Annotated in this window: 19 protein-coding genes; 10 read left to right on the forward strand and 9 right to left on the reverse strand. The window is 64.8% G+C overall.

Features of this window, described 5'->3' with window-relative positions:
- Positions 1 to 111: 111 nt before the first annotated feature.
- Positions 112 to 1,410: an MFS transporter gene (locus tag IAE39_RS16630; RefSeq protein ID WP_201204442.1), complete on the reverse strand. Its 1,299-nt coding sequence runs from the start codon at positions 1,408 to 1,410 to the stop codon at positions 112 to 114.
- Positions 1,411 to 1,823: 413 nt separating this feature from the next.
- Between IAE39_RS16630 and IAE39_RS16635 the strand changes: the two genes are divergently transcribed.
- Positions 1,824 to 2,699, forward strand: coding sequence for an AEC family transporter (locus tag IAE39_RS16635; RefSeq protein WP_201204444.1), 876 nt, complete (start codon positions 1,824 to 1,826; stop codon positions 2,697 to 2,699).
- Positions 2,700 to 2,735: 36 nt separating this feature from the next.
- Here IAE39_RS16635 and IAE39_RS16640 read toward each other — a convergent pair whose 3' ends face one another.
- The 6 genes from IAE39_RS16640 to IAE39_RS16665 form a co-directional block, all read right to left on the reverse strand.
- On the reverse strand, positions 2,736 to 3,869 hold the full coding sequence (locus IAE39_RS16640) for an HlyD family secretion protein (protein WP_201204446.1): 1,134 nt from the start codon (positions 3,867 to 3,869) through the stop codon (positions 2,736 to 2,738).
- A complete protein-coding gene (locus IAE39_RS16645; RefSeq protein WP_201204448.1) occupies positions 3,866 to 5,515 on the reverse strand; it encodes an MFS transporter in 1,650 nt (549 codons plus the stop codon). The genes IAE39_RS16640 and IAE39_RS16645 overlap by 4 nt, the downstream gene beginning before the upstream one ends.
- Before the next feature lie 179 nt (positions 5,516 to 5,694).
- On the reverse strand, positions 5,695 to 8,097 hold the full coding sequence (locus IAE39_RS16650) for a TonB-dependent receptor (protein ID WP_201204450.1): 2,403 nt from the start codon (positions 8,095 to 8,097) through the stop codon (positions 5,695 to 5,697).
- Positions 8,098 to 8,313: 216 nt separating this feature from the next.
- Positions 8,314 to 9,279, reverse strand: a complete 966-nt coding sequence (locus tag IAE39_RS16655) for a FecR domain-containing protein (RefSeq protein ID WP_201204452.1) — start codon at positions 9,277 to 9,279, stop codon at positions 8,314 to 8,316.
- Complete coding sequence (locus tag IAE39_RS16660) at positions 9,279 to 9,785, reverse strand: sigma-70 family RNA polymerase sigma factor (RefSeq protein ID WP_201204454.1); 507 nt, start codon at positions 9,783 to 9,785, stop codon at positions 9,279 to 9,281. The genes IAE39_RS16655 and IAE39_RS16660 overlap by 1 nt, the downstream gene beginning before the upstream one ends.
- Positions 9,786 to 9,974: 189 nt before the next feature.
- Positions 9,975 to 12,491, reverse strand: coding sequence for an excinuclease ABC subunit UvrA (locus IAE39_RS16665; protein WP_201204456.1), 2,517 nt, complete (start codon positions 12,489 to 12,491; stop codon positions 9,975 to 9,977).
- A 497-nt stretch (positions 12,492 to 12,988) separates the two neighbouring features.
- Here IAE39_RS16665 and IAE39_RS16670 point away from each other — a divergent pair, with 497 nt between their 5' ends.
- The 4 genes from IAE39_RS16670 (at position 12,989) to IAE39_RS16685 (ending at position 17,846) form a co-directional block, all read left to right on the forward strand.
- A complete protein-coding gene (locus tag IAE39_RS16670) occupies positions 12,989 to 14,164 on the forward strand; it encodes a M20 aminoacylase family protein (RefSeq protein WP_201204458.1) in 1,176 nt (391 codons plus the stop codon).
- A gap of 82 nt (positions 14,165 to 14,246) precedes the next feature.
- Positions 14,247 to 15,557, forward strand: coding sequence for a citrate-proton symporter (locus tag IAE39_RS16675; RefSeq protein ID WP_201204459.1), 1,311 nt, complete (start codon positions 14,247 to 14,249; stop codon positions 15,555 to 15,557).
- Positions 15,554 to 17,011 (forward strand): amidase, encoded by a 1,458-nt coding sequence (locus tag IAE39_RS16680; RefSeq protein ID WP_201204461.1) that lies wholly within the window; start codon positions 15,554 to 15,556, stop codon positions 17,009 to 17,011. The genes IAE39_RS16675 and IAE39_RS16680 overlap by 4 nt, the downstream gene beginning before the upstream one ends.
- Before the next feature lie 64 nt (positions 17,012 to 17,075).
- The gene (locus tag IAE39_RS16685) at positions 17,076 to 17,846 is read left to right on the forward strand and encodes an IclR family transcriptional regulator (protein WP_201204463.1); all 771 of its coding nucleotides are present in this window, start codon (positions 17,076 to 17,078) and stop codon (positions 17,844 to 17,846) included.
- 137 nt (positions 17,847 to 17,983) lie between these two features.
- On the opposite strand, the gene IAE39_RS16690 is transcribed toward IAE39_RS16685, so the two are convergent.
- Entirely contained in the window at positions 17,984 to 18,856 is an 873-nt protein-coding gene (locus IAE39_RS16690) for a helix-turn-helix domain-containing protein (RefSeq protein WP_201204465.1), read from the reverse strand.
- Between the two features lie 177 nt (positions 18,857 to 19,033).
- Between IAE39_RS16690 and IAE39_RS16695 the strand changes: the two genes are divergently transcribed.
- The 5 genes from IAE39_RS16695 to IAE39_RS16715 all read left to right on the forward strand — a co-directional run bounded on the left by IAE39_RS16695 (position 19,034) and on the right by IAE39_RS16715 (position 25,272).
- Positions 19,034 to 19,861 carry an SDR family NAD(P)-dependent oxidoreductase gene (locus IAE39_RS16695; RefSeq protein WP_201204467.1) on the forward strand — a complete coding sequence of 276 codons (828 nt, stop codon included), beginning with the start codon at positions 19,034 to 19,036 and terminating at the stop codon, positions 19,859 to 19,861.
- Complete coding sequence (locus IAE39_RS16700) at positions 19,858 to 21,576, forward strand: FAD-dependent oxidoreductase (protein WP_201204469.1); 1,719 nt, start codon at positions 19,858 to 19,860, stop codon at positions 21,574 to 21,576. Before IAE39_RS16695 ends, IAE39_RS16700 begins: the two co-directional genes overlap by 4 nt.
- Complete coding sequence (locus IAE39_RS16705; RefSeq protein WP_201204471.1) at positions 21,576 to 21,899, forward strand: NIPSNAP family protein; 324 nt, start codon at positions 21,576 to 21,578, stop codon at positions 21,897 to 21,899. Before IAE39_RS16700 ends, IAE39_RS16705 begins: the two co-directional genes overlap by 1 nt.
- 221 nt (positions 21,900 to 22,120) lie before the next feature.
- Positions 22,121 to 23,470, forward strand: coding sequence for an MFS transporter (locus IAE39_RS16710; RefSeq protein WP_201204473.1), 1,350 nt, complete (start codon positions 22,121 to 22,123; stop codon positions 23,468 to 23,470).
- Between the two features lie 77 nt (positions 23,471 to 23,547).
- Positions 23,548 to 25,272: a TonB-dependent receptor gene (locus IAE39_RS16715; RefSeq protein ID WP_328825618.1), complete on the forward strand. Its 1,725-nt coding sequence runs from the start codon at positions 23,548 to 23,550 to the stop codon at positions 25,270 to 25,272.
- A 34-nt stretch (positions 25,273 to 25,306) separates the two neighbouring features.
- Here the strand turns inward: IAE39_RS16715 and IAE39_RS16720 are convergent, their stop codons facing one another.
- Positions 25,307 to 26,218: a LysR family transcriptional regulator gene (locus IAE39_RS16720; RefSeq protein ID WP_201204480.1), complete on the reverse strand. Its 912-nt coding sequence runs from the start codon at positions 26,216 to 26,218 to the stop codon at positions 25,307 to 25,309.
- Between the last annotated feature and the right edge of the window lie 27 nt (positions 26,219 to 26,245).

The raw sequence follows: 26,245 nt of genomic DNA on the forward strand, positions 1-26,245 counted from the left end.
CTGGGGCTGCTGCGCAGCCCAATCGCGACACAAGGCCGCTCCCACAATGGAATGCGATCTTCTGTGGGAGCGGCCTTGTGTCGCGATTGGGCCGCAAAGCGGCCCCAGGAATCATTGCGCCTCTGAACGCTGCACCGGCGCCGGGTTTTCCACCGGCTCCAGCGGCGGATGCTCCTGCGCCGCCTGCATCAGGTCTTCCGTTACCCGCAACTCGGCGCCGGTCGGCGAGAAGGTGGTCGAAGCGGCGAACGGGGCCGGGTGCTCTGCCGCCGGGCGCTTGCCGCGGCGCCACATGAAGAAGCACACCATGGCCAGGTTGACCACGGCAAAGGCCCAGAACAACCCAGCCTCGCCAAATTCGGTCATCATCGGCGAAATGGCCAGCGGTGCCATGGCCGAACCCAGCGAGTTGATCAGCAGCAGGCCCTGGATCATCGGCACCAGCGCATCGGAAGGCGCGCGGTCGGCCGCATGGCTGACCGCTACCGGGTACAGGGTGAACACGCCACCCCCGAGCAGGAACAGCATGGCCGGCAGCAGGAACGAGTCCGACGGCAGGAACACGGTAACCAGCGACAGCACCACGCACAGCGCAGCCAGGGCAATCAGTACATCCTGGCGGTCCTTGCGGTCGGACCAGCGCCCGACCGGGTATTGCAGCAGCATGGCGCCGAGGATCACCCAGGCCATCATGTTGCCGACTTCGCCTACCGCCAGGCCAATGCGCTGCAGGTACAACGGCAGCAGGGCATAGATGCCGGCAATTGCCACGCCCGAGCCGAAGCAGCCAACCAGGCCCGAGGGTGCCACCCCCAGCAGCTGGCGGGGTTTGAGGGGTTCGACCTGATCAAGCAGTGGCGACACCCGTGGCAGGATCACGATGGGCAGCACCGACAGTGCTGCCAGCACGCCGGCCAGCATGAACGGTGCCGTGTCGCCCAACTGGGTGATTTCGCCGAGGCCGGCCTGGGCGATGACCCCGGCGCCATAGAAGGCGATCATGTACAGCGCCAGCAGGCGGCCGCGGATTTTTGCATCACCGGCCAGCAGCAGCCAGCTTTCGATCACCAGAAACACGCCCACCGCGGCCCAGCCGTTGATCAGGCGCAGCACCGACCACCAGGTCACGTCGTAGAACAGCCCCTGCAACAGGATGGTCACGGCGATCAGCGAGGCAAAGCTGGTGTAGGCGCGGATGTGGCCGATGCGCAGGATCAGCCGGTCGTTGAAGATGGCACCGAGGGTCAGGCCGATGAAATAGGTCGACGAGACGATACCGATGGTGGTGGCAGACTCACCGGCAGCGCCCAGGCGCAGGGTGGTCAGGGAAGACATGAAGCCGTTGCCCAGGGCGATGATGAACAGCCCGAGCAGGGGCGCCAGCGCCATGGCCAGCAAACGCGGAGACATACGTACCTCTAGTTGGATGAGCGGAATGAGCGCCTTCTCGGACGCGCACACCGGCTCGACCCGACAAGGGGCGAGTGGTCATACGGATGCGACCTGGGCAAGACTCAACCGCTGGACCCTTTGGGAAATGGGCCGGGCGGGGAGGGTTGAGCCTATTTCACATGTGCGTTCATGTGTTCAGGCACGGACTCTGTCATTGCTGCCGGTTGCCACCGTTCAAGGCGACGGGCGAAAAGGAAGCGCGATTCTACGGGGTTGCGTGGATTTGCCCAAGGGGCTTGGGTGTGCGACGAGACGCCGCAGTCTGGGGGCGACATGCAGGTGTCTTGGGCAGACATCTTGGGGCCGCAAAGCAGCCCCGGCCATCGTGCAGACTGCGGCATAATGCAGGCCCAACACCAAGGAAGGCCTCCATGTTCGCGTCGCTGTTCGCAGTCCTGGCCCCGGTTTTCATCGTCGCCGGCATCGGCTATGCCTGGGCCCGCAAAGGCCTGGATTACCCCACCGATTTCATCGCCCGGGTAGTGATGACTGTCGGCACCCCGTCGTTGGTCCTGTCTACCCTCAGCCGTACCGAACTGGACCCGAACGCCTTCACCAGCATGGCCATCGCCTGTTTGCTGTGCACCTTGGGCATGGCCCTGGCCGGTTTGCTGGTATGTCGCGCCTCGGGCATGCACTGGCGGGTGTTGCTGCCGGCGTTCATGTTCCCCAACACCGGCAACATGGGCCTGCCGATCAGCCTGTACGCCTTCGGTGAGCACGGCCTGGCGCTGGCGGTGGCGTTTTTCCTGACCCTGTCGATCGTGCAGTTCACCCTCGGCATGGCCATCTCCGGCACGGCGGCCTCGTTCAAGGCGTTGCTGCACAACCCCATCGTGATCAGCCTGGCCGGCGCCATGCCGATCATTTTCCTGGACTTCGAACTACCGCGCTGGCTGGCCAACACTGCAGACTTGCTGGGCGGCATGACCATCCCGCTGATGCTGCTGACCTTGGGCGTGTCGCTGGCGCGCATTCGCCTGCGCCATGTTGGCAGCGGCATGTTGCTGGGCGGCTTGCGCATTGGCCTGGGTGCTGGCGTGGGGTGGGCGGTGGGTGCGGCGCTGGGCATGGACAGCCTGGAGCGCGCAGTGCTGGTGGTGCAGTCGGCGATGCCGGTGGCGGTTTTCAACTACCTGATGGCAGTGCGGGCCAACCGTGAGCCGGAGCAGGTGGCGAACCTTGTGATGTGTTCGACCGTGCTGTCGTTCGCCTGGTTGCCGGTGGTGCTGGCCTGGTGGATGTAAGCCTGTACCGCCGCGAAGAGGCCAGCAGCAACACCATCAATCTTGACGACGGGTATCGATACTGACCACCACCGACATCCCCGGCCGCAAGCGCTTGGCCTCTGGCTGGCCGGCATCCACGGTGATGCGCACCGGTATCCGCTGGGCAATCTTGACGAAGTTGCCGGTGGCGTTGTCCGCCTGCAACAAGGCGAATTCCGAACCGGTGGCCGGCGAAATCTGTTGTACATGGCCCTGTAGCTTCAGGTGGTTCAGCGCATCCACGGTAAAGCTCACGGGTTGGCCGATGCGCACATCGGCCATCTGCGTTTCCTTCATGTTGGCAATCACCCACAGGGTGTCGGGCACCAGGGCCATCAACTGCGCGCCGGAATTGACATAGGCACCCAGGCGCGTGCCGATCTGCCCAAGCTGGCCATCGCGCGGGGCGGTGACGCGGGTGTTGTCGAGGTCGATACGGGCCAGCTCCACGGCCGCCTTGGCGTTCTCCACCGAGGCCTCCAGTGCGGCCCGGTTGACCACCACGGTTTCACGGTCCTGGCGGGCGATTTCCAGTGCTGCCCTGGCCTGGGCCAGGTTGGCGATGGCGGCGGCGTCGCTGGCGCGGGCCAGGTCCAGTTCGCGGCGTGATACCGAGCCATCGGCCACCAGTGCCTGATTGCGGCCAAGGTCGGCTTTGGCCTTGGCTGCCTGCGCCTGGGCATCGCCGATGGCTGCCTGGCGCTGGGCAATGGTGGCTTCGGCACTGTTGCGCTGCTGCAGGTTGTTGGCCAGGGCTGCCTGTTGTTGCTGCAGCTGGGCAATGGCCTGGGCCAGGCGCTGCTTGTAGATGCGGTCGTCCAGTTGCACCAGCAGGTCGCCCGCCTTGACGAACTGGAAGTCGTGCACCGGTACATCGACGATGTAACCACTGAGTTGCGGGCCGATGATGGTCACCTGGCCGCGGACCAGGGCATTTTCAGTGCTTTCGATGGCACTGCTGAATGGCGGCAGGCGCCAGGCATACAGCACCAGCAGGATACCGGCCAGGGCCACGGCGGCGAAGCTGACCGTGGACAGGATGCGCACCCGCCGCGTGCGAACCGGGCTGGTCGGTTCGCTGGGTGGTGTGGCGCCTTCCGGGGTTTCGGCAATGGCGGTGGTGGTCGTGGTACGGGTGTCGTCGGTCATCGGGTGGGCGCGCCGGGGGTGGAGTCAGTTAAGGTGGCCTGGCGTTTCGCGTACCAGAGCCAGCTGCTACGGATACAGATCCAGACCATGGTCAGGACGGCGATGCTGCCGATCAGCACGAACACATCGTTGTAGGCCATGATATTGGCTTCGCGGGTGGCGGCGCTGGCCAGCAGGCGCATGCCGGCTTCACTGCGCAGGGCCGGGTCGGCAAGCAGGCCGCCGTAACCGGCCCCGCCGCTTTGCACGCGGGCATTGACCAGGGGCTCGAGGTAACTGAGGCGGTCCATCAGGTGGCTGGAGTGAAACTTCTCCCGCCAGGTCTGGAAGGTGCCCAGCAGCGCGGCGCCAATCAGGCCGCCGAGGTTGTTGCAGATGCCGAACAGCACCGAAAAGCTCACCAGGTTGCGCGGGTTGGCGCGCACGTGGCTGATGCCCAAGGCCATCGACGGGCCAAGGAAGAACGTGCTGCCAAAGGCCAGCAGAAACTGGCTGAAGTACATCTGTGCCGGGCGCGTGAGGTTGCTGGAGCTGCTGTCCATGAACGCACCGGCGGCCATGGCCAGCAATGAGACGAACAGCGGAATCACCAGATGGTTGGGGTTGATGGTCAGGGCACTGCTGGCCAAACCCGCCACCGCGCCCAGCAACATGATCCCGTACAGCGTGCGCATCTGCTCGCTGCCCATGTTCAGCGCTTGCAGGAAACCGACTGCGCCGGTGGACTGCTCCGAGGTGACCATGCGGATCAGTATCACGCACAAGGCCAGGCGAATGATGGCGCCGCTGCCCAGCCAATGGGTCATCAGCAACGGGTTGCGGCGGTTGTGTTCGATGGCCAGGCCGCTGAAGACCAGCGCGATCGAGGCCGCCAGCGCCATGCCGATCCACGGCGCCTCCAGCCACCAGTCAATGCGCCCCAGCGACAGCACGGCGCAGAGCAGGGCGGTACCGCTGGCCATCAGCGTGAAGGTCAGGAAGTCCAGTGGCTCGAAGGTTTTGAAACGGTCGCCGGGCGGTAGCTTGAGCATCAGCACACACCCCAGCGCCGCCAGTGCCAGGCCCAGCTCGAACAGGTACAGCCCCCGCCATTCGGCGATCTGCAGCAGGTCTTCGGAAAAGATCCGCGCCAGCGGCAATGCCAGCTGCGAGGCACCCAGGCCAAGCACCATGGCCTTCAACCGCCATTGCGCCGGGAAGGCCTGGATCATGTAGTACAGCCCCAGCGAGCTGAGCGCCGCGCCGACCATGCCGTGGGCCGCGCGCACGGCGATGGCCGAGTTGAGGTCGTTGACCAGCAGGTGGGCGAAGGTGACCAGGGCATAAAGCACCAGGAACACCTCGGTGAATGCCCGCAGGCCGAACTGTTGGCGGAATTTTACCAGTAGCAGGTTGATGGACACGTTGGTCATCACATACGCGGCCGGTAGCCAGGCCATTTCCGCCGTGGTCGCGCCCAGTGCGCCCTGCAGGAACACCAGGTTGGCGGTGACCAGTGCGTTGCCCAGGCCACCGGTAATCGCCACCAGCAGGCCGACCACGCCGTAGGCCAGGCGTTTGCCTGGCGAATGCAGGGGCGTGGAAGGAGAGCCCGGCAGGCTGGGCTTTTCGTGGGGGAGCCACTGGCGGGGGGCGTATTTGTCCATGGGCAGACTGTACTTGAGCGGCAGTGGCAAAGAAAACAGTCTAAAGCCTGTGCCGGCCTCTTCGCGGGTAAACCCGCTCCCACAGAGGTCTGCACAAGCCTTGAGGGTGGCATCAATCCTGTGGGAGCGGGTTCACCCGCGAAGAGGCCGTTGCAGGTTGAAAATGTCGGCGTCCAGGCTCAGAAATCTACACTGGCCGACAACCGCAACACTCGCGGTGTCCCCTGGGTCAGGTAATTGTTCGAGGTCGAAGCCGACGCCCAGTACGCCTTGTTCGCCACGTTCTCGACACTGGCCCGCAACGTCACCTGCTTGTCATCGACCTTGAAGCTGTAGCGCCCACCCAGGTCGACCCGGGTCCAGGCCGGAATGCTCAGGCTGTTGGCCGTATTCACATACTGGCCACCGGTGCGCAGCACGCGTGCACTAAGCGCCGCACCTTGAATGCCGGGTACATCCCAGTCCGCACCCAGGTTGTACTGGAAGCGTGGCACCCCAGGCGCACGGTTGCCGTCGTTGCTGCCGTTGGCGGTGTTCTTCAACTCAGTGTGCATGAACACCGCGCCTGTCAGCAGGCGCAAACCCGCCACCGGCTCGCCGAACAGATTCAGCTCGACGCCTTTGTTGATCTGCTCGCCATCCATGCTGAAGGTGTCTTTTTCGGCGCCCGGGGCGCGGAAGGTGGTGCTGCTGGGCTGTTCGATGCGGTATACGCCGAGGGTGGCGCCAAAGGTGTTCCAGTCCAGTTTGACACCCGCTTCCAACTGCTTGCTGCGCTTGGGCGGGAACACTTCATTGGCGTTGCTCACGCTCGACGGTGCGGTCGGCCCCTGGGCCAGGCCTTCGATGCGGTTTGCATAGAACGACACGTGCTCCCAAGGCTTTAACACCAGGCCGTACACGGGCGTTGTCACCGACTCCTCGTAATTGGCGTTGCGCGCCCCCGAGGCGGTGGCCCACCCATCCACCTCGATCGTTTGCCTGCGCACACCCACGGTCAGCAACAGGCGATCATCGAACAGGCCCAGGGTATCGGACACCGCCGCGCTCTTGACCCGGTTCTTGCCAACGATGCGTGGGTCGTGCAGGTCGCTGCCGGTGTAGGTATTGGTTGGCCGCGGCACCTTGACCGGGTGGTAGAGGTTGCTGTCAAAACGGTTGGCGGAGGTGATTGCGGCGTAAGCCGAGCGCTGCTCGCCCCACATGCCAGAAAGGCCGAAGTTGACCCGGTGGCTGACCGGCCCCGTGGCGAAGCGGCCATTGAGCCCGGCCATGGCGCTCTTGTTGTCCTCATCGTGCGGCGGGTACAGGTAACCGCCGCGTGCCGTGCCGTCTTCATCACTGACATAAAGCGATGAGTACTCGCCGTTTTCGCGGGTGTGCTTGGCCCCGGCGCCAGCGTACAACATCCAGTTGTCGTTGAGGTCGTACTCGCCGTTGACCATGCCATAGGTGTCCTCGAGCTGCGACCAGGTCCAGTCCTGGGAATAGTTGTCGCGTGCCGAGGGGGCATGAGGCACTTTGGTGCCGGTCGGGTAGATCACCGCACGGCCCTGGTTGATGCGCTCCTTCTGGTAGCCAAGGTCGGTGGACAGGCGCAGGCGCTCGCCGCGGTAGTCCAGGGCCACGGCCACCAGGGTGGAATGCTGCGCCTCTTCATGCACACCGGTACCGCCGTCGTGCTGGGCCAGGTTGATGCGTGCGCCGAAACGGTTGTCCTCGCCGAAGCGCTTGCCCAGGTCGAGGTGGCCACCGACGTTGGCACCGGTGGCGTAGTCAAGGGTGACATGGCGAGTCGGGGTGTCTTCGGCGCGCTTGGGCACCAGGTTGACCGCACCGCCAATGCCGCTGCCCTGGGGGGCGACGCCGTTGAGGAAGGCATTGGGCCCCTTGAACACTTCGACCCGCTCCAGGGCTTCGGTGGTGATGATTTGCCGTGGCAGCACGCCGTACAGGCCGTTGTAGCTGATGTCATCGCTGTTAAGCGGCAGGCCACGGATGGTGAATACCTGCGAGAAGTTGCCGAAGCCCGCCGACTGGCGGACGGCAGCGTCGTTGAGCAGGACATCGCCCAGCGTGCGCGCCTGTTGGTCGGCAATGGTCTTGGCGGTGAAGCTGGTGACACTGAACGGCACGTCGCTGATTGCCTGGTCACCGAGTACGCCGAGACGCGCGCTGCGGGCTACCTGGCCGCCTTGCCAGGTGTCGCTGCTGGCGGCAAGGTCGCTGTTGATGGTGGTCGCGCCCAGCTCAAGGGCATTGCCCACGTCGACCGTGGGCACCAGGGTGTAGCCGCCGCTGTCGGTAGTGATCAGGCTGTAGCCGCTGCCGGCCAGCAGGTGGGTGAAGCCTTCCGGCACGCTGTAGCTACCCTCCAGGCCCTGGCTTTGCACGCCCTTGAGCAGGGCCGGGTCGAACGACAGTGGCACCCCGGCACTGGCGGCAAAGCGCGCCAGCACGTCGGCCAGCGGGCCGGCTGCCAGGTGATAGGTGCGCGGGGTGGCGTCGGCGGCCATCGCCATGGGGGCCAGGGCGGCCATGGCGATGGCAAGGCTCAAGGCCTTGAGGGGCAAACGGGGCATGGTGCGAGGGTCCTGTAGGTGCAGAAAATGACGGTTCTGCACTCATCACCGGACGACGCAGGAAAAGGTATCACTCAAGTTGTCGCGTTCCCTTGTAGGAGCGGCCTTGTGTCGCGATGGGCTGCAGAGCAGCCCCGACATTCTTGTGACAAGACACAGAATTTGGGACCGCTTCGCGCTCCATCGCGACACAAGGCCGCTCCTACAGGGGCCGCGTCAGCCCAACGGTTCCACAGTCACCCAATAACGTGTCAGGCCCTGGATGGTCACTGGCAGGGTGTCGCCCAGCAACCGCAGGCTGGCATCGGTGTCAGCCAGCGGGAAGGCGCCGGACACTTTCAGCTCGCTGACTGCCGGGTGGCAACGCAGCACGCCGGGGCGGTAGCGGCCCAGTTCCTGCAGCAGGTCGGCCAGGCGCGAGTCCCGCGCCAGCAGCATGCCGTTTTCCCAAGCCAGGTCGCCAACGTCCAGGGGCGAGGCGGGCAGCACCCGGTCGGCATCGAAGGCGCTGCGTTCGCCAGCCCTGAGCAACAGGCTGCCGGCGGCATGCAACGGGCGGGTATCGACGGCACCTTCAAGCACGGCCACTCGCGTCAGCGCCCCCTCGATACGCACGCTGAAGCGCGTACCCCGTGCAGTCGCCTGGCCATGCAGGGTGCGCACCAGCAGGGGGCGCGCCGGGGTGGCAGGGTCCTTGGCGCTGGTGAGCAGGATTTCACCGGCCAACAGGTCGATGCGGCGCTCTCGGGCGTCGAAGCTGATATTGATGGATGTATCGGTATTCAGCAGTAGCTGGCTACCGTCGGCCAGCGTCAATGGGCGTTGCTCGCCGACAGCCGTGCGCGCATCGGCCGTCCATTGCTGCCATGGTGTTTCGCGCCAGGCCAGCCAGGCCGTCGGCGCCGCCAGCAACCACAAGCCCAGGCGCTGCAGGGCCTGGCGGCGGCTGACCGCGCCGTTGCGGCTGAGGCGGCGCAGGGTTTCGCCGGTAACCGGTGCCGGCAGGCGGCTGAAGTCGCCGAGCACGGCTTGGGCACGTTGCCAGGCCTGAGCGTGCTCGGTGCTGCGCTGGCACCAGGCCTGTACCGCACGGTGGTCAGCCTCGGTGGCGGTGCCCGATTGCAACTCCACCAGCCAGTCGGCTGCCTCGCCGAGAATCAAGGGGTCGATACGCTGCACCATCAGTCGATGCTCAGGCAGGCGAGGAACGCCGTACGCATGTCACGTTTGATGGTGATCAGCGAAACCTGCAGTTGCTCGGCAATTTGTGCGTAGGTCAGCCCGTCCAGTTGCGACAGCAGGAACACCTGGCGCACCCGTGCCGGCATCTCGCGCAGCATGGCGTCGATACGGTAGAGGGTTTCGAGGATCAGCCAGCGGGTTTCTGGCGAGGGCGCTTCGGGTTCCGGCAAGTGGGCGATGGCTTCCAGGTAGGCGCGTTCGACATCCTGCCGGCGCCAGCGGTCGACCACCAGGCCCTTGGCAATGTGGGTCAGCAAGGCCCGGGGTTCGCTGCCGAAATAGCTGTTGCCTTGGCGGCTGAGCAGGCGCACGAAGGTGTCATGGGCCAGGTCGGCGGCATCGCAGGCATTGCCCAGCTTGCGCCCCAGCCAGCCCTGCAGCCAGCTGTGGTGCTCGGTGTACAGCGTCTGGACCTGCAGGTTGAGGGTAGGGTCGGCGGGCGGCATGGGCGGGCGCGAGGTTCCGGGAAAGAGGTGCAATTAGGAATTGATCGCATTCTATGCGCCGGGCTGCGGAGCTGGCAATGCGCAATCTTGTGTTGCCTGTGCGGGCCTCTTCGCGGGTAAACCCGCTCCTACAAGGTCACGCAGATTGTTGTGGGGGCGGGTTTACCCGCGAATAGGCCCGCACAGACGCTACAAGGCTTTGCCCAAAAACGCCGCTGTGCGGCTTGCCTTGCACCCCGCCACCTCCTGCGGCGTACCACTGACCACCACCTTGCCCCCGGCATCCCCAGCCCCCGGCCCGATGTCGATCACCCAGTCACTCTGCGCCACCACGCGCATGTCATGCTCGACCACCACCACGCTGTGCCCAGCCTCGACCAGGCGGTTCAACTGCACCAGCAGCCGGTCGATGTCCTGCGGGTGCAGGCCATTGGTAGGCTCATCCAGCACATACAGCGTGGCCCCACGAGCCATGCGTTGCAGTTCGGTGGCAAGTTTGATGCGCTGCGCCTCGCCACCGGACAGTTCGGTGGCCGGCTGGCCCAGGCGCAGGTAACCCAGGCCGATATCCTGCAGCACTTGCAGGCAACGGCGCGCCGGGGGCTGTTCGGCAAATACTGCCAGGGCCTGGTCGACGGTCAACTGCAGCACTTGCGCGATGTTCATGCCCTGCCAGCTCACCGCCAGGGTTTCGGGGTTGTAGCGGGCACCCTGGCAGGTCGGGCAGGGCGCGTAGACGCTGGGCATGAACAGCAACTCGACGCTGACGAAACCTTCGCCCTCGCAGTTGGCGCAGCGGCCCTTGGCCACGTTGAACGAGAAGCGCCCGGCATCGAAGCCTTGCGCCTTGGCCTGTTCGGTGGCGGCAAACAGCTTGCGCACGTGGTCGAACAAACCGGTGTAGGTGGCCAGGTTGGAGCGCGGCGTGCGGCCGATCGGTTTCTGGTCCACCTGCACCAGGCGTTTGATGGCGGCAAGGCCGGCGCTGACATGGCCGCTGCTGGCCTGTTCCGATTGGTCTTCCAGGCTCTGCTCTTCGGGTTCGCTACGTTGTTCGGCATAGCCCAGATGCGCGCCCACCAGCTCCAGCAGGGCCTGGCTGACCAGGCTCGACTTGCCCGAGCCGGAAATACCGGTGACCGCAGTGAAGCAGCCCAGCGGAAAGGCGGCGCTGAGGTTATCGAGGTTGTTGCGGCTGACACCCTCAAGCTTCAGCCAGTCACGGGGCTGGCGTGGCGCCTTCGTTGCCTGGTCGGGGGCGCTGAACAGATAGGTGCGGGTAGAAGACTGCTCGACATCAGCCAGGCCCGCCGGCGGCCCGCTGTAAAGGATGGTGCCGCCATGCTCACCAGCCGCCGGCCCGACATCCACCAGCCAGTCGGCGCGGCGCATGGTGTCCAGGTCGTGCTCCACCACGTACACCGAGTTGCCCGCGTGCTTCAGGCGTTGCAGGGCTTCGAACAGGGCTTCGCTGTCGGCCGGGTGCAAGCCGGCCGAGGGTTCGTCGAGCACGTAGATTACGCCGAACAGCTGCGAGTTCAACTGGGTGGCCAGGCGCAGGCGTTGCAGTTCGCCGGAAGACAAAGTCGGGGTGCTGCGCTCCAGGGCCAGGTAACCGAGGCCGAGGTCGAGCAACGTATCGATGCGCTCCAGCAGTTCGTTGGCGATGCGTTGCGCCGCCAGGCGCTTTTCCAGGGTCAGGTCATCCTGCTGTTGCGAAAGGTAATCCGCTTTCGCCACGTTGCGGAACACCTCGGCTAGCGCCTGCAACGACAGTTGCGACAGTTGGGCAATATCCAGGCCGGCAAAGGTCACATTCAGCGCCTCGCGCTTCAGGCGCTTGCCCTGGCACAGCGGGCAGGGGCTGGGGCGCATGTACTGGGCTACGCGCTTGCGCATCTGCGCGCTCTGCGAGTGCATGAAGGTATGCAGCACGTAACGCCGGGCGCCCATGAACGTGCCCTGGTAGCTGGGTTCCTGCTTGCGCTTGAGTGCTTCGCGGGTTTGCGCCGGCGTCAGGCCGGCATACACCGGGGCGGTGGGCGTTTCTTCGGTGAACAGGATCCAGTCGCGCTGCGCCTGAGGCAGGTCACGCCAGGGAATGTCGACGTCATAGCCCAGCGTGACCAGGATATCGCGCTGGTTCTGCCCCTGCCAGGCCATCGGCCATGCCGCCACCGCGCGCTCGCGGATGGTCAGCGACGGGTCGGGGACCATGGTCGCTTCCGTCACTTCATAGACCCGCCCCATGCCGTGGCATTCCGGGCAGGCCCCTTGAGGCGTGTTCGGCGAAAAGTCCTCGGCGTACAGCATCGCTTGCCCGGCAGGGTAGTGGCCGGCACGCGAATAGAGCATACGGATCGAGCTGGACAAGGTGGTCACGCTGCCCACCGAGGAGCGCGCGCTCGGTGTACCTCGTTGTTGCTGCAGCGCAACCGCAGGCGGCAGGCCCTCGATGGCGTCCACATCCGGCACGCCGACCTGGTCGATCAGGCGCCGGGCATAGGGCGCCACTGACTCGAAGTAGCGGCGCTGGGCTTCGGCATAAATCGTGGAAAAGGCCAGCGAGGACTTGCCCGAGCCGGACACGCCGGTAAACACCACCAGTGCATCACGGGGGATATCGACGTCGATGTTCTTCAGGTTGTGCTCGCGTGCGCCACGGACGCGGACGAAGCCGTCTGGAGTGGTTGGGCGTGAAGGCATGCTGCAATCCTTGGCTGGGGGAGGTGGTGAAGGTAACAGCAAAGTGCGGTGGGGGCGCCAGGGTATGGCTTGGTTTTTGTTGGCGCCCGGGAGATCGAGCGCCGCCCGCGCGGCGCTTCGCGGGGCAAGCCCGCTCCCACATTTGTTTAGGGCCAATTATTCCTATGCCAAAGGCGCGCGACCGCTTTGTTTGTATGACTTGATATTCAGCCATGCGCCAAGGGGGCGCGCGAACTTGCAACAGGAGTGACTGGCCCGAAACAAATGTGGGAGCGGGCTTGCCCCGCGAAGCGCCGCGCGGGCGGCGCTCGATCTCCCAGGCGGCGAAGAATCCAAGCCCAGCGCCAACCACAAACTGGTTCCACCCTACGGAACCACATTCAATTGTGCTCCCGTGCCACTCGCGTAAATCTGTCACCCAGCACGACCTGCCTCACCCGTCGTGACCTCAAGGCAAACAACAAGACCGGGAAACCACCCGCGCGAGGAGACTCTACATGTCCCGACATCAGCACATCCTGGCCTGGCTGAACGATGTGGCCAGCGACCTGCACGCAATCCGTCATGATATTCACGCTCACCCGGAGCTGGGCTTCGAAGAAAGCCGCACCTCGGCCCTGGTGGCCCGGTTGCTTGAAGCGTGGGGCTACGAGGTGCACACTGGCATCGGCAAGACCGGTGTGGTCGGAGTGCTGCGCAACGGCAGCAGCCAGCGCCGCCTGGGCCTGCGCGCCGACATGGACGCGCTGCCCATTCACGAAGCCACCGGCGCGGCCTACAGCAGCCAGCACCAGGGCTGCATGCACGCCTGCGGCCATGACGGGCATACCACCATGTTGCTGGGCGCCGCCCGTTACCTGGCGGCAACCCGGCAGTTCGATGGCATGCTGACGCTGATCTTCCAACCAGCCGAGGAGGGCCAGGGCGGTGCCGAGGCCATGCTGGCCGACGGCCTGCTGGAGCGCTTCCCTTGCGATGCGCTGTTTGGCATGCACAACATGCCGGGGTTGCCGGCCGGGCACCTGGGCTTTCGCGAGGGGCCGATGATGGCCTCGCAAGACCTGCTCACCGTCACGCTCGACGGGGTCGGTGGGCACGGCTCGATGCCACACTTGACCGTGGACCCGCTGGTGGCGGCGGCCAGTGTGGTGATGGCGCTGCAAACCGTGGTGGCGCGCAATATCGATGCGCAGGAAGCGGCGGTGGTCACGGTCGGTGCCTTACAAGCCGGCGAAGCCGCCAACGTGATCCCGCAACAGGCGTTGCTGCGCCTGAGCCTGCGTGCGCTAAATGCCGAGGTACGCGCTCAGACCCTTGAACGGGTGCGGGCGATCATCGTCAGCCAGGCCGAAAGCTTCGGCTGCCGCGCCAGCATCGAGCACCGCCCGGCCTACCCGGTGCTGGTCAACCATGCCGCGGAAAACGCCTTTGCCACCCAAGTCGGGGTCGAGCTGCTCGGCGCCGACGCAGTGGATGCCAACACCCGCAAGCTGATGGGCAGCGAAGACTTCGCCTGGATGCTGCAACGTTGCCCGGGTGCCTACCTGTTCATCGGCAACGGCGTTTCGCGGCCGATGGTGCACAACCCCGCCTATGACTTCAACGACGACATCCTGCTGACCGGCGCCGCCTACTGGGGCGCGCTGGCAGAGCGCTGGCTCGCGCCCGCCTGACCTGCCTTTTTGACGACTGCCGCTGGAACCCGGGCGCGACCGCGCGTGGGCGATCACCCAATCCTTGTGTGGAGTGTTCCCAATGCAGACTTCGAGTACTGGCGTGTCGCGTACCCGGCAAGTGGTGGCTGCCGTTATCGGCAACGCCCTGGAGTGGTATGACTTTATCGTGTACGGCTTTCTGGCCAGCATCATCGCCCGGCAATTCTTCCCGTCCGACGACGAATACGCCTCGCTGCTGATGGCCCTGGCCACCTTTGGCGTCGGCTTTTTCATGCGCCCGGTGGGCGGTGTGTTGCTGGGCATGTATTCCGATCGCAAGGGCCGCAAGGCGGCAATGCAGCTGATCATCCGCCTGATGACCGTGTCGATTGCCATGATCGCCTTTGCCCCGGACTACCTGGCCATTGGCATGGCCGCGCCGATGCTGATCGTGGTGGCGCGCATGCTGCAGGGCTTTGCCACCGGCGGCGAGTACGCCAGCGCCACGGCCTTCCTGGTGGAGAGCGCGCCGGCCCACCGCAAGGGCTTGTACGGTTCGTGGCAACTGGTGGGGCAATGCCTGGCGGTGTTTTCTGGTGCGGCCATGGTGGCGCTGGTTACCCACCTGTGCTCGCCTGCGGCGCTGGACACCTGGGGCTGGCGTATCCCGTTCGTACTGGGCCTGCTGATCGGCCCGGTGGGACTGTGGATTCGCAAGCACATGGAAGAACCCGAGGAGTTTGTCGAAGCACGCCGCCAGGCCAAAGGCCCGTCGCCGAGCCTGCTGCAGGTACTGCGTGAACACCGGCGCAGCCTGCTGGTGTCGATGGGCCTGGCCTGTGGCGCAACGGTTTCGTTCTACGTGGTGCTGGTGAACATGCCGACCTTTGCCCACAAAAGCCTTGGCCTGCCGCTGGACCAGGTGCTGCTGGTGCAGATGCTTGCAGTGGGGTTGATGACCCTCGTGATTCCTTTGGCCGGGGCGTTGTCTGACCGGCTGGGGCGGCGCCCGGTGCTGATGGCTTTCACCCTGGCGTTCTTTGTGATGGTTTACCCGCTGTATGTGTGGGTGGCCGCTGCGCCCTCACTGGAACGCCTGCTGGTCATGCAACTGCTGCTGTGCACGGCCATTGGCGGCTTCTTCGGCCCGGCACCTACCGCCCTGGCCGAGCAGTTCCCGGTCGAGGTACGTTCCACCGGTGTTTCGGTGGCCTACAACGTGGCGGTGATGGTGTTCGGCGGCTTCGCCCCGTTGATCGTGACCTGGCTGACCAAGGTGCTCGGCACCCCGGTGGCGCCCTCGTTCTACGTGTTGTTCGCCTGCCTGCTGACGCTGTTGGGTACCTATTGCCTGAAAGAAGCACCCCGGGCGGGCAAGCCTGCCGCCTTCAACCTTGGAGTAAAACCGTGAAGCCGCTAGCCATCGACCCCATCGTGGCCCTCGACGCCGAGGCATTGTCCCAGGCCATCCATGCCCGCCAGCTGTCCTGCAGGGAGGTGATGCAGGCCTACCTGGCGCACATCGAGCGCTGTAACCCGCAGGTCAATGCCCTGGTGTCGCTGCGCCCGGCCGACGTGATGCTGGCCGAAGCCGACGAGCGCGACCGCGAACTGGCCCGGGGCCATTCGCGTGGCTGGATGCATGGCATGCCCCAGGCGATCAAGGACCTGGCCGCCACTGCCGGGCTGCGCACCACAATGGGCTCGCCACTGTTTGCCGAGCAAGTTCCCGCGCACGACGCGATCAGCGTGGCGCGGGTACGGGCGAGCGGGGCGCTGATCGTCGGCAAGAGCAATGTGCCTGAGTTCGGCCTGGGTTCGCAGACCTACAACAGCCTGTTCGGCACTACCACCAACGCTTATGACACAACGCGAGTGGCGGGAGGCAGCAGCGGTGGGGCGGCAGCGGCGCTGGCGATGCGTTTGCTGCCGGTGGCCGACGGCAGCGACATGATGGGCTCGCTGCGCAACCCGGCGGCGTTCAACAATGTGTACGGCTTGCGCCCGTCGCAGGGCCGCGTGCCACATGGTCCGGCGCCAGAGCTGTTCGTGCAGCAGCTGGCCACCGAGGGGCCAATGGGCCGCAGTGTCACCGATGTGGCGCGGTTGCTGTCGATCCAGGCCGGCGTTGACGCGCGGGTGCCCTTGTCTATCAGCGAAGGGCGGCGCGATTTTGCCGCCGGGTTGCAACGTGACTTGCGCGGCGTACGGGTCGGCTGGCTGGGTGACTACAACGGCTATCTGCCGATGGACGATGGAGTGATGAGCCTGTGCGAGGCGGCGCTGGCCGACTTCGCCGAACTAGGCTGCCGGGTCGAGGCGTGCCAGCCGGCATTCGACCTGGCGCGCCTGTGGCAATGCTGGCTGACGCATCGCCACTTCCTGGTGCACGGCAACCTTGGCGCGGCCTATGCCGACCCAGGCAAACGAGCATTGCTCAAGCCCGAGGCGCAGTGGGAAGTAGAAGGTGGCTTGCAGCTCGGCGCGGCCGCGCTGTACCAGGCTTCGCTGGACCGCAGTGACTGGTACCGCGCCTTGGCCAGCCTGTTCGAACGTTACGATTTCCTGCTGTTGCCGTCGGCCCAGGTGTTCCCTTTCGATGCACAGCAGGCCTGGCCGAAGGTGGTCGGGGGCCGGGCGATGGACACCTACCACCGCTGGATGGAGGTGGTAGTCGGGCCGACCCTGGCGGGCTTGCCCAGCATCAGCGTGCCGGTAGGTTTCAACGCTGCCGGGTTGCCCATGGGCCTGCAGATCATAGGCCCGGCCCAGGCTGACCATGCCGTGTTGCAGCTGGCCTATGCGCATGAACAGCTCACCCGCTGGGTGCAGCGTTGTCCGCCGGCCAGCCTGCAGGCGCCATAAGGCGCTGGCCAGGCGCGGTTCTTGCTGGCTATGCTGACCATCCCGCTACAAGGAGGTCATAACCATGGGCATCACGGCAGACAGTGGCGGCGTGCGTTCGGTGGAGCGGGCGCTGGCCATCGTCGACCTGCTGGGCGAACACCAGGCACTGGGCCTGGAAGAACTGCATTACCTGACAGCGTTGCCCAAGGCCACGGTGTCGCGCATGCTCGCCACCCTGCAGGAGCAGGGCTGGGTGTACCGCGGTCTGAGCGACCGGCGCTACCGGTTGTGTGCGCGGCGCCTGTATGGTGACCGCCACTTGCGCTTCAAGCGCCGCCTGGTGGAAAGCGCCGCACCGATGCTGCTGGAGCTGAGCGAACGCACCGGCTTGGTGGTGGATTTGTCTTGTTTCGATGGCCAGCGGCTGGAAGTGATGGAAAGCGCCATTCCGCAGATCCTGCGCAAGCGCTACCCGCATACCTGTCAGATCGTCGGGCATCATGCCAGCCTGTTCCATTCGGCCATGGGCCGGGCGTGCCTGGGTGAGTTGGCGGTGGACGAGGTGCAGCGCCTGGCCAGTCATGAGCGGGTGGGTGATGACACGTTGCTGCGCGATATCGAGGAAGAAGCGCACAAGGGCTTTGGCCAGCGCACCGAAGGGCATTGGGAGTACCCGGTACGCCTGCCACACCTGATCCGCGCCATTGCCTTGCCGGTGCATGCCGAGGGGCGACTTGCCGGGAGCATTGCCTTGCACTGGCCGCTGGACCAGGCGCCGGTTGAGCGGGTGCTGAACCTGCACCTGAGCAGCCTGGCAAACACCGTGGGCGAGGTGCAGCGGGCGTTGGGCTGAGTCAGCCTGTGCTGGCCTCTTCGCGGGTGAACCCGCTCCCACAGGGTGAGTGCATTGCCTGAAATCTGTACCGTACCTGTGGGAGCGGGTTCACCCGCGAATAGGCCAGCACAGGCCAGCACAATGCTTTAAAGGTGTCATTGCCCCTCCCGAAACCCACTAGGGCTCACCCCCGCCTGCTTGCGAAAGAACCGGCTGAAATACCCCACATCGACAAACCCCAGCTCATGGGCAATCTCTTTCACACTCAGGCTCGAATGCCCAAGCATGCGTTTGGCCTCCAGCACCAGCCGGGCATTGATCACGTTCATCGGCGTCATGCCCAGGTGTTCCTGGCACAGCCGCCCCAGCGTCGTCAGGGTCATGCCCAGTTCGGCGGCATACTCCGCCAGTGGCCAGTGCACGCGGTAGTGCATGTCGACCAGCTCACGAAATGTGGTCAGCTGCTGGCTGCGCCTCGACACCGGCCGCGCTTCAGCCTGGGGCAACCGCGGTTCATGGCGCAGCACCTGGATCACCAGCGTCAGCAACAGCGCCATGCTGCTGGCCACATGCTCGCGGGCGCGGTTGTGGTACTCCTCACGCAGGGCACGGCACAGCGGCAGCAACGGGTCTTCGTCGGCTGGCCATTGTGGCAGGGCGATCACCTGCGGCCTGCGCAACTGCATCAACAGGCCGGGGGCCAGCACCTGGGCAATGCTCTCCAGCGGGTGCTGGGCCGCCGTGATGACCTGGCCCTCGACCTGCCCGGCCCAATGAAAACCATGCACCACCTGGGCCGGCACATACACCACACAGGGCGCCTGCACCTGCAGCCGTTCGCTGTCGAACAGCACCTCGCCGCCACCGCTTTGCAGGTACAGCAACTGCAGCAGGCCTTCGTGGCGGTGCGCGGCAATCTCCCAGTTGTACGCGCCAGAGCGCTTGGAGATCTGCTCCACATGCAAGGCTGCGTGCCATACCGGCTGCGCGGTTTCACCGTACAGGGCGTAATTGGGGATCTTGTTCATGTTGTTGTAATTGTTCTGTTCGCTACCGGGCTACTGTGCCACAGCTGCAAGCCGGCATGAGGGCGCGGGGGAAAAATTGACGGGAATGTGGGGCGGGTTGCAGGTTTTGTCCATTCTGCCGGCGTGCCCGTCGGCCCTAGGCTGTGGCCCAGAACAAGCGACATTCTGGAGAGCAGCATGCACAACAACAAGATCCCCTCTCAGTGGCTGGGCCTGGATTCGGCCGTATGCGTGGTGACCGGCGCGGCCGGTGGCATTGGCGCGGCGCTGGCTGTCGCCCTGGTCGAGCAGCAGGCCCATGTGGTGCTGCTGGACCGCGACCTGGACAAATGCCGCGAACTGGCGGCTACCCTCGGTGAACACAGTGCCGGCGAAGTCAGCGCCCTGGCTTGCGACATAGCCGACCCGGCCAGCGTGGAGCAAGCCGCAGCCCAGGTACAGGCGCTGCACGGGCGCTGCGATGTGCTGGTCAACAATGCCAGCGTGCTGCGCCCCGGCGCCTTGGATACGCTGAGCCTGGAGCTATGGAACCAGGTACTGGCGGTGAACCTCAGCGGCTATCTGCTGTGTGCCCAGGCCTTCGGCCGTTCGATGCTGGCCCGCGGCCAGGGGCGCATGGTGCACGTGGCCTCGATTGCCGCACATTACCCGCAACCCAACAGCGGTGCCTACAGCGCGGCCAAGGCGGGGGTCAGCATGTTGTCGCGGCAGATTGCCGTGGAGTGGGGGCCACGCGGTGTGCGCAGCAATGCGGTGTGCCCGGGCTTGATCCGCACGCCGTTGTCGGCGGCGTTCTATGCCGACCCCGAGGTGGAACGGCGGCGTAGCGCCATGACCGCCAACCAGCGCATCGGTGAGCCGCAGGACATTGCCGAGGCTGTGCTGTTTCTGGCCAGCCGCCGCGCCGACTACATCAACGGCGCCGAGCTGACGGTGGATGGCGGGCTGGAGAGCATGCCCATGGCACTCATACCACGCCCGGGTTTCGAGGGGGCCGGCCAATGAATACGCGCAATTGCGACGTGCTGGTGATTGGCGCCGGTGCTGGCGGCCTGGCGACAGCGATCACGGCAAAAAAGCTTGGCCTGGAGGTAGTCGTCATCGAAAAGGACGACTGCTTCGGCGGCACCACGGCGTTTTCCGGCGGGGTGCTGTGGGTACCAGGCAACAAACACGGCAGTAACGACAGCCATGCTGCGGCCATGACCTACCTGCGTAACGAGGCCGGTGCCTGCTTCGATGCAGCGGGCGTCGAGGCATTCTTGCGGTACGCGCCACAGATGGTCGAGTTTTTCGAGCGCGAGACAGCGGTGAAGTTCGTGCCCACGCTGTACCCCGACTACCATCCGCACATCGACGGTGGCGTTGACGTTGGCCGTTCGATCCTGGCAGCGCCTTACGACATTCGCGGCCTGGGCGCGGATATGGCACGCCTGCGCCCGCCGCTGAAAACCATCACCTTCATCGGCATGATGTTCAATTCATCGAATGCCGACCTCAAGCATTTCTTCAATGCTACCCGTTCGCTGACCTCGTTCATTTACGTGGCCAAGCGCCTGATGACCCATTTGAAGGAGCTGGCGTTGTACCGGCGCGGCACCCAGGTGACCAGCGGCAATGCCCTGGCGGCGCGGCTGGTGCGCTCGGCGCTGGACCTGGGTATACCCATCCTTACCGGTACGCCGGCGCGGCAGTTGCTGCACGAAGGTGGGCGGGTAGTGGGCGCACTGGCCGGGCAGGCCGACAGCGAACTGCACATCCAGGCCCGGCGTGGGGTGGTGCTGGCCTGTGGCGGTTTCTCTCATGACCTGCAACGGCTGCGCCAGGCCTACCCGCATGTGCGGCGTGGCGGCGAGCACTTTTCGCCGGTGCCGGCGGGCAATACCGGTGATGGCGCGCGCATGGCCGAGGCGTTGGGGGCCAAGGTGGATATCCGCCTGCAGGCCGCCGCCGCGTGGATGCCGGTGTCGAAGGTGCCGGTGGCTGGCGCACGCTTCATCGCCTTTCCGCATTTGCTTGACCGTTACAAACCAGGCGTGATCGGTGTACTGCGTTCGGGCCGACGCTTCACCAATGAGTCGAATTCCTACCATGACGTGGGTGCGGCGCTGATCGAGGCCTGTGCCGGGCAGGCGGAAACCGCCATGTGGCTGGTGTGCGACCGCCGCACCCTGGCCAAGTACGGCCTGGGCTTTGCAAAGCCTGCGCCGATGCCACTGGGGCCATTGCTGCGTAACGGCTACCTGCTCAAGGGCCAGACCCTGGCAGAGTTGGCCGCCAGGGCCGGGATCGATGCGCAAGGGCTGGAGCAGGCCGTACGCGAGTACAACCTGGGTGCGGTGCAGGGCGAGGACCGCCAGTTCGGCCGTGGCAGCACCAGCTTCAACCGCTACCTGGCCGACCCGCAGCAGCGGCCCAACCCCTGTGTGGCGCCTGTGGGCGAGGGGCCGTACTTTGCCGTGAAGGTGATCATGGGCGACCTGGGCACGTTCGACGGGCTGCGTACCAGCGTGGTTGGCGAAGTGCTGGCAGCTGACGGCCAGGCCATCGACGGCCTGTATGCGGTGGGCAACGACCGCGCCAGCATCATGGGTGGCAACTACCCCGGTGCCGGCATCACCCTGGGGCCGATCATGACCTTCGGCTACATCACCGGCCGCCACCTCGCCGGTGTCGAGCAAGGGCTGGCAACAGCAGGCAATGCACGGGAGGTGGCGTGATGGACAAGCCCGTGGTCGATCACCGTATCTACACCATCCGCCCGCGCTGCATGGCGGCGTTTCTCGAAGCCTTCGACCAGTTGGCGATGCCGATCCTGCTGCGCCACCTTGGCGCGCCACTGGCCTTCTACACCAGCAGCATCGGGCCGCTGAACCAGGTGGTGCACCTGTGGGGCTATGACAGCCTCGATGACTTCGAAAAGCGCAGTGCGGCGCGGGACGCCGACCCGGACTTTGCCGCGTACCTGCATGCCACCCGCGACCTGGTGGTGGCGCAGGAAACGCGGATCATAAGGCCCGTGCACTTACCCAGCCTGGCTTGAGGCGCGGTCTTTGTAGGAGATCGCCCAGCCCTTTGGGCTGCGCTGTCGCGCAGAGAAATAGTTCGCAAGCGGTCCGCATACCCTGTGGGAGCGGCTTTAGCCGCGAAGAATCCAACGCGGTGCATGGCACCGGCTGCGCCGGTGTTCGCGGCTAAAGCCGCTCCTACATTGACCGTGCTCAGGCAGAAACACCGTCATAAAAACAACAACAGGTGATACCCATGAACAACACGCTCGACGTGCGCCAACTGATCGACCAGCAACCCATCGGCCGCTACCAGAAATGGGTGGTGTTCCTTGGCTTCCTGATCATTGCCCTCGACGGCCTGGACGTCGCCATCATCGGATTCATTGCCCCACAACTGAAAAGCGACTGGCACCTGGGTGCGCAAAGCCTGGGGCCGGTGCTGAGCGCTGCGCTGATCGGCCTGGCCCTCGGCGCGCTGATCGCCGGCCCCCTGGCTGACCGCTATGGGCGCAAGGCGGTGTTGCTGTGCAGCGTACTGCTGTTCGGCATCTTTACCCTGGCCTCGGCCTTTTCCCCTGACCTGGAAACCCTGGTCGCGTTGCGCTTTCTCACCGGGCTGGGCCTGGGCGCGGCCATGCCCAATGCCAGCACGCTGGTCAGCGAATATGCCCCGGCGCGCAGCCGCTCGCTGCTGATCACCCTGGCCTTTTGCGGGTTCTCACTCGGGGCGGCGCTGGGTGGTTTCGTCAGCGCCTGGATGATCCCCAACCTGGGCTGGCGCAGTGTGCTGGCGCTGGGCGGGGTGTTGCCGCTGCTGGTCTTGCCGCTGCTGTACTGGCGCCTGCCGGAATCAGTGACCTTCCTGGTCAGCAAAGGAGCGAACCGCCAGCGCATCCTGGCCATTGTCCGCCATCTGGCCCCTGAGCAGGTCAACGCCGACACAACCTTTGTGGTCCCCGGCAAAACCCAGGCATCGACAGGTGCGATCGCCACCATCCTCTCGCCGCGCTACCGCTTTGGTACCTGCATGCTCTGGGCCGGCTATGTGCTGGCGCTGTTCCTGGTGTACCTGTTCAGCGGCTGGCTGCCGACACTGGTGAAGGAGGGCGGCGGGTTCTCGGTGTCGCAGGCGGCCATTGTCACTGCCTGTTTCCAGATCGGCGGGCCGGTAGGGGCGATTTCAGTAGGCTGGGCCATGGACCGTTGCAACCCGCAGCGCGTGCTGATGTTGACCTTTCTGTTCAGCGGCGCGGTCATCTTCACCATCGGCCAGGTGGCCGGGGATTTCGCCTGGTTGTGCGCCATCGCCTGTGCCGTGGGTTTTGGCCTGAATGGGGCGAGCGTAGGCATGAACGCATTGGCGGCGGCGTTCTACCCGACTGAGGCACGGGCAACCGGGGCCAGCTGGATGAGTGGCATCGGGCGTATCGGCGCCGTGCTCAGTGCCTTTGCCGGGGCGCAAATGCTGGCGCTGGGCTGGAGCTTTGCACAGGTGTTTGCGTCGTTGTTGATCCCTGCCGGGCTGGCGGCGCTGGCGGTGCTGCTGCAAGGATGGCATGCGAACAGGGCTTCGACTGTCACAAATGCGATACATTATCAATAGTATTTACTTCCCATTACCTTGTACCGGTATCCGGTTTCGATGACCAGGGCCCGGCCACCCTCAACGGCGCAGTGTCGGTGTTCGTCGACGGCGCCGTACAGCCCAACCGCGCCCTTACCTTGAGCCCCATGCAGCTATGGGACACCGAGCAGGTCGAGGTCTTCCTCGGCCCGCAGTCCACCACCCAGGGGCGTAACTCGCTGGCTGGCGCGGTGGTGATCCAGACCCGCAACCCAACCTTTGACCCAAGCTTTTCTGCCCAGACCAACATGGGCAACTATGGCGAGCGTGGTGCCGCAGTGGCCGGTGGCGGGGCACTGGTCGACAACAAGATCGCCGGCCGCATTGCCGTGGACTACCAGGAAGGCGATGGCTACATCGACAACACCACTTTGCACGACGACGCCAACCCCACCCGTACTGCCAACGCCCGTGGCAAGCTGTTGATCCTGCCCAGCGACGACCTCGATATCCTGCTGACCTATGCCCACGGTGAAAGCCGCAAGGGCGATAACACGGTAATGCGCGAGAACGGCAAGGTCCGCTATTACAAGATGACCTCCAACACCAAGGCTTTCGACAAGCTGGAGCAGGACACCGTCAGCGCCAAGGTCGACTACCGCCTTGACGACTATTGGTCGCTGACCAGCCTGACGGCCAACACCAGCTCGGACTACGACGCCCGCCTGGACTTCGACCAGTCGGCTGATGCCAACCAGGTCGTATTGCGCCAGCAGGAGGGCAATTTGTTCAGCCAGGAGCTGCGCCTGAATTACAACGGTGACACCATAAAGAGCTTCGTCGGTGCCTACTACGGCCACAACACCAACGATTTCCATGACCGCCTGCTGTTCAACGAGCGCCTGTTTGGTACCGCCAAAGGCGACACCACGATTGAAAACCAGGCGCTGTTCGGTGAAATAAACTGGACGTTCGCCCCGCGCTGGACGCTGATCACCGGCCTGCGCTACGACCACGAAACCAACGATACCGACATCGACCAGGACGACTTCTCCAGCCCCGGCAAGGTCAGCAAGTCGTTCAATGCCGTACTGCCCAAGCTTGGCCTCGATTACCAGTTTGCCGAGGGGCAGTACCTGGGCTTCATGGTGCAGAAAGGTTATCGCGGCGGCGGCGTGAACATGCGCGCCGGTGGCGGGCACGAAGCCTATGACCCGGAATACACCACCAACTACGAGTTGTCCTACCGCGGCTCGTTCTACGACGATACGCTGCGCACCCGGGCCAACCTGTACTACACCGACTGGAAGGACCAGCAGGTCAGCGTGCTGGACCCGAGGACCGAGTTCGTCCATGTATTCAACGCCGGCAGCAGCGATATCAAGGGCCTGGAAGTGTCGGTGGAGAAAGACTTCGGCGAACAACTGACCCTCAACGCCGCTGCTTCGGTTACCGACGGCAAGTACAAGGACTTTGTCACCGGCGATGGCCGTGACATGAGTGGCGAAGACTTCCTCTATTCGCCCAAGTACAAGATGTCGTTGGGCGCGACCTACCGCTGGAACGAGCGCCTGACCCTTAACACCGACCTTATCTACCAGAGCACTTCGCCCTCGGAATATGAGTTCGATGACGCCGGGCAGGTCACAGACGAGCGCCGTAGTGACAATTACTGGCTGGCCAACTTCAACACCGAGTACAAGCTCACCCGCAATATCGCCGTGTCCGGTTTTGTGAAGAACGCCTTCGACAAGGAGTACATCACCAACAACCGCAGCGGCGACATTCTGGATGTGGGTGCGCCGCGTACCGTGGGCCTTGCGTTACGGTACGACCTCTAAGGGGAGGCGAGCCTGCGCCGATGCCGGTGCGGGCTCAATTGTCGCGGCTGTACATGCGGCACTCAGCCAGTAGCGCCAGCAAGTTGGGCTCGCGCTCCCGCGCCTTCAGGAACACCACACCAATGTGCTGCTGCAGGCGGTATTGCGGCTTCAAGGCAATCAACCTGACGCGGTTCTCGTACACCGCGGCGATGCGCCCGGGCAGCAGGGCAAAGCCCACCCCCGAACTGACCATGCTCAGCAGGGTGAAGATATCGTTCACCTGCATGGCCACCTTCGGCTCGAAGCCGGCCTGCTGGAACACCCGGGCACCATCGCGGTGGGTGGCGAAGCCCTGGGTCAGGGTGATGAAGGTGGAGTCGGCGAGGTCGGCCAGGTCCACCTCGGCCTGTTCGGCGAAGGGTGAGTCGGTGGGCACGGCGAGGAAAATGTCATCGGAGAACAGCGGCAGCTGTTCGCAGGCCGGGTCGCTGACGCTTTCGTCGAGGGAGACGAGAACGGCCTCCAGTTCGTGGTTTTTCAGGCGCTGCAGCAGGTCGACGTTGGAGCCAAGGGTCAGGTCGATGTTCAGTTCGCTGCGGCGCAGCTTCAGGCCCATGACCAGCTTGGGCACGGTTTTCACCGTCAGCGAGTAGAGCGCGCCCAGGCGGAAACGCTCGGCATAGAAGCCGGCGGCTTCGCGGGTCTGGCGCACCATCTGTTCAGCGTCCTGGATCAACTGGCGGGCTTTCTTTTCCAGTACGTAGGCGCTTTCCAGCGGAATCAGCTGGCGGCCTTCGTGCTTGAACAGCGGGCAGCGCAGGGCGCTTTCCAGTGAGTGAATGGCGCGGTGCACGCTGACTGCGCTGGTGGACAGTTCGGCGGCAGCGCGGCCGAGGTTGCCGGTGCGCATGAAGGCGAGGAAGGTTTCCAGCTTTTTGAGGGTCAGTTCTTCGTCGATCAGCATGTTTAGATAGCCTGAAACCTTATGACG

This window comes from Pseudomonas sp. S37 (genome assembly GCF_016658545.1).
GTDB lineage: Bacteria > Pseudomonadota > Gammaproteobacteria > Pseudomonadales > Pseudomonadaceae > Aquipseudomonas.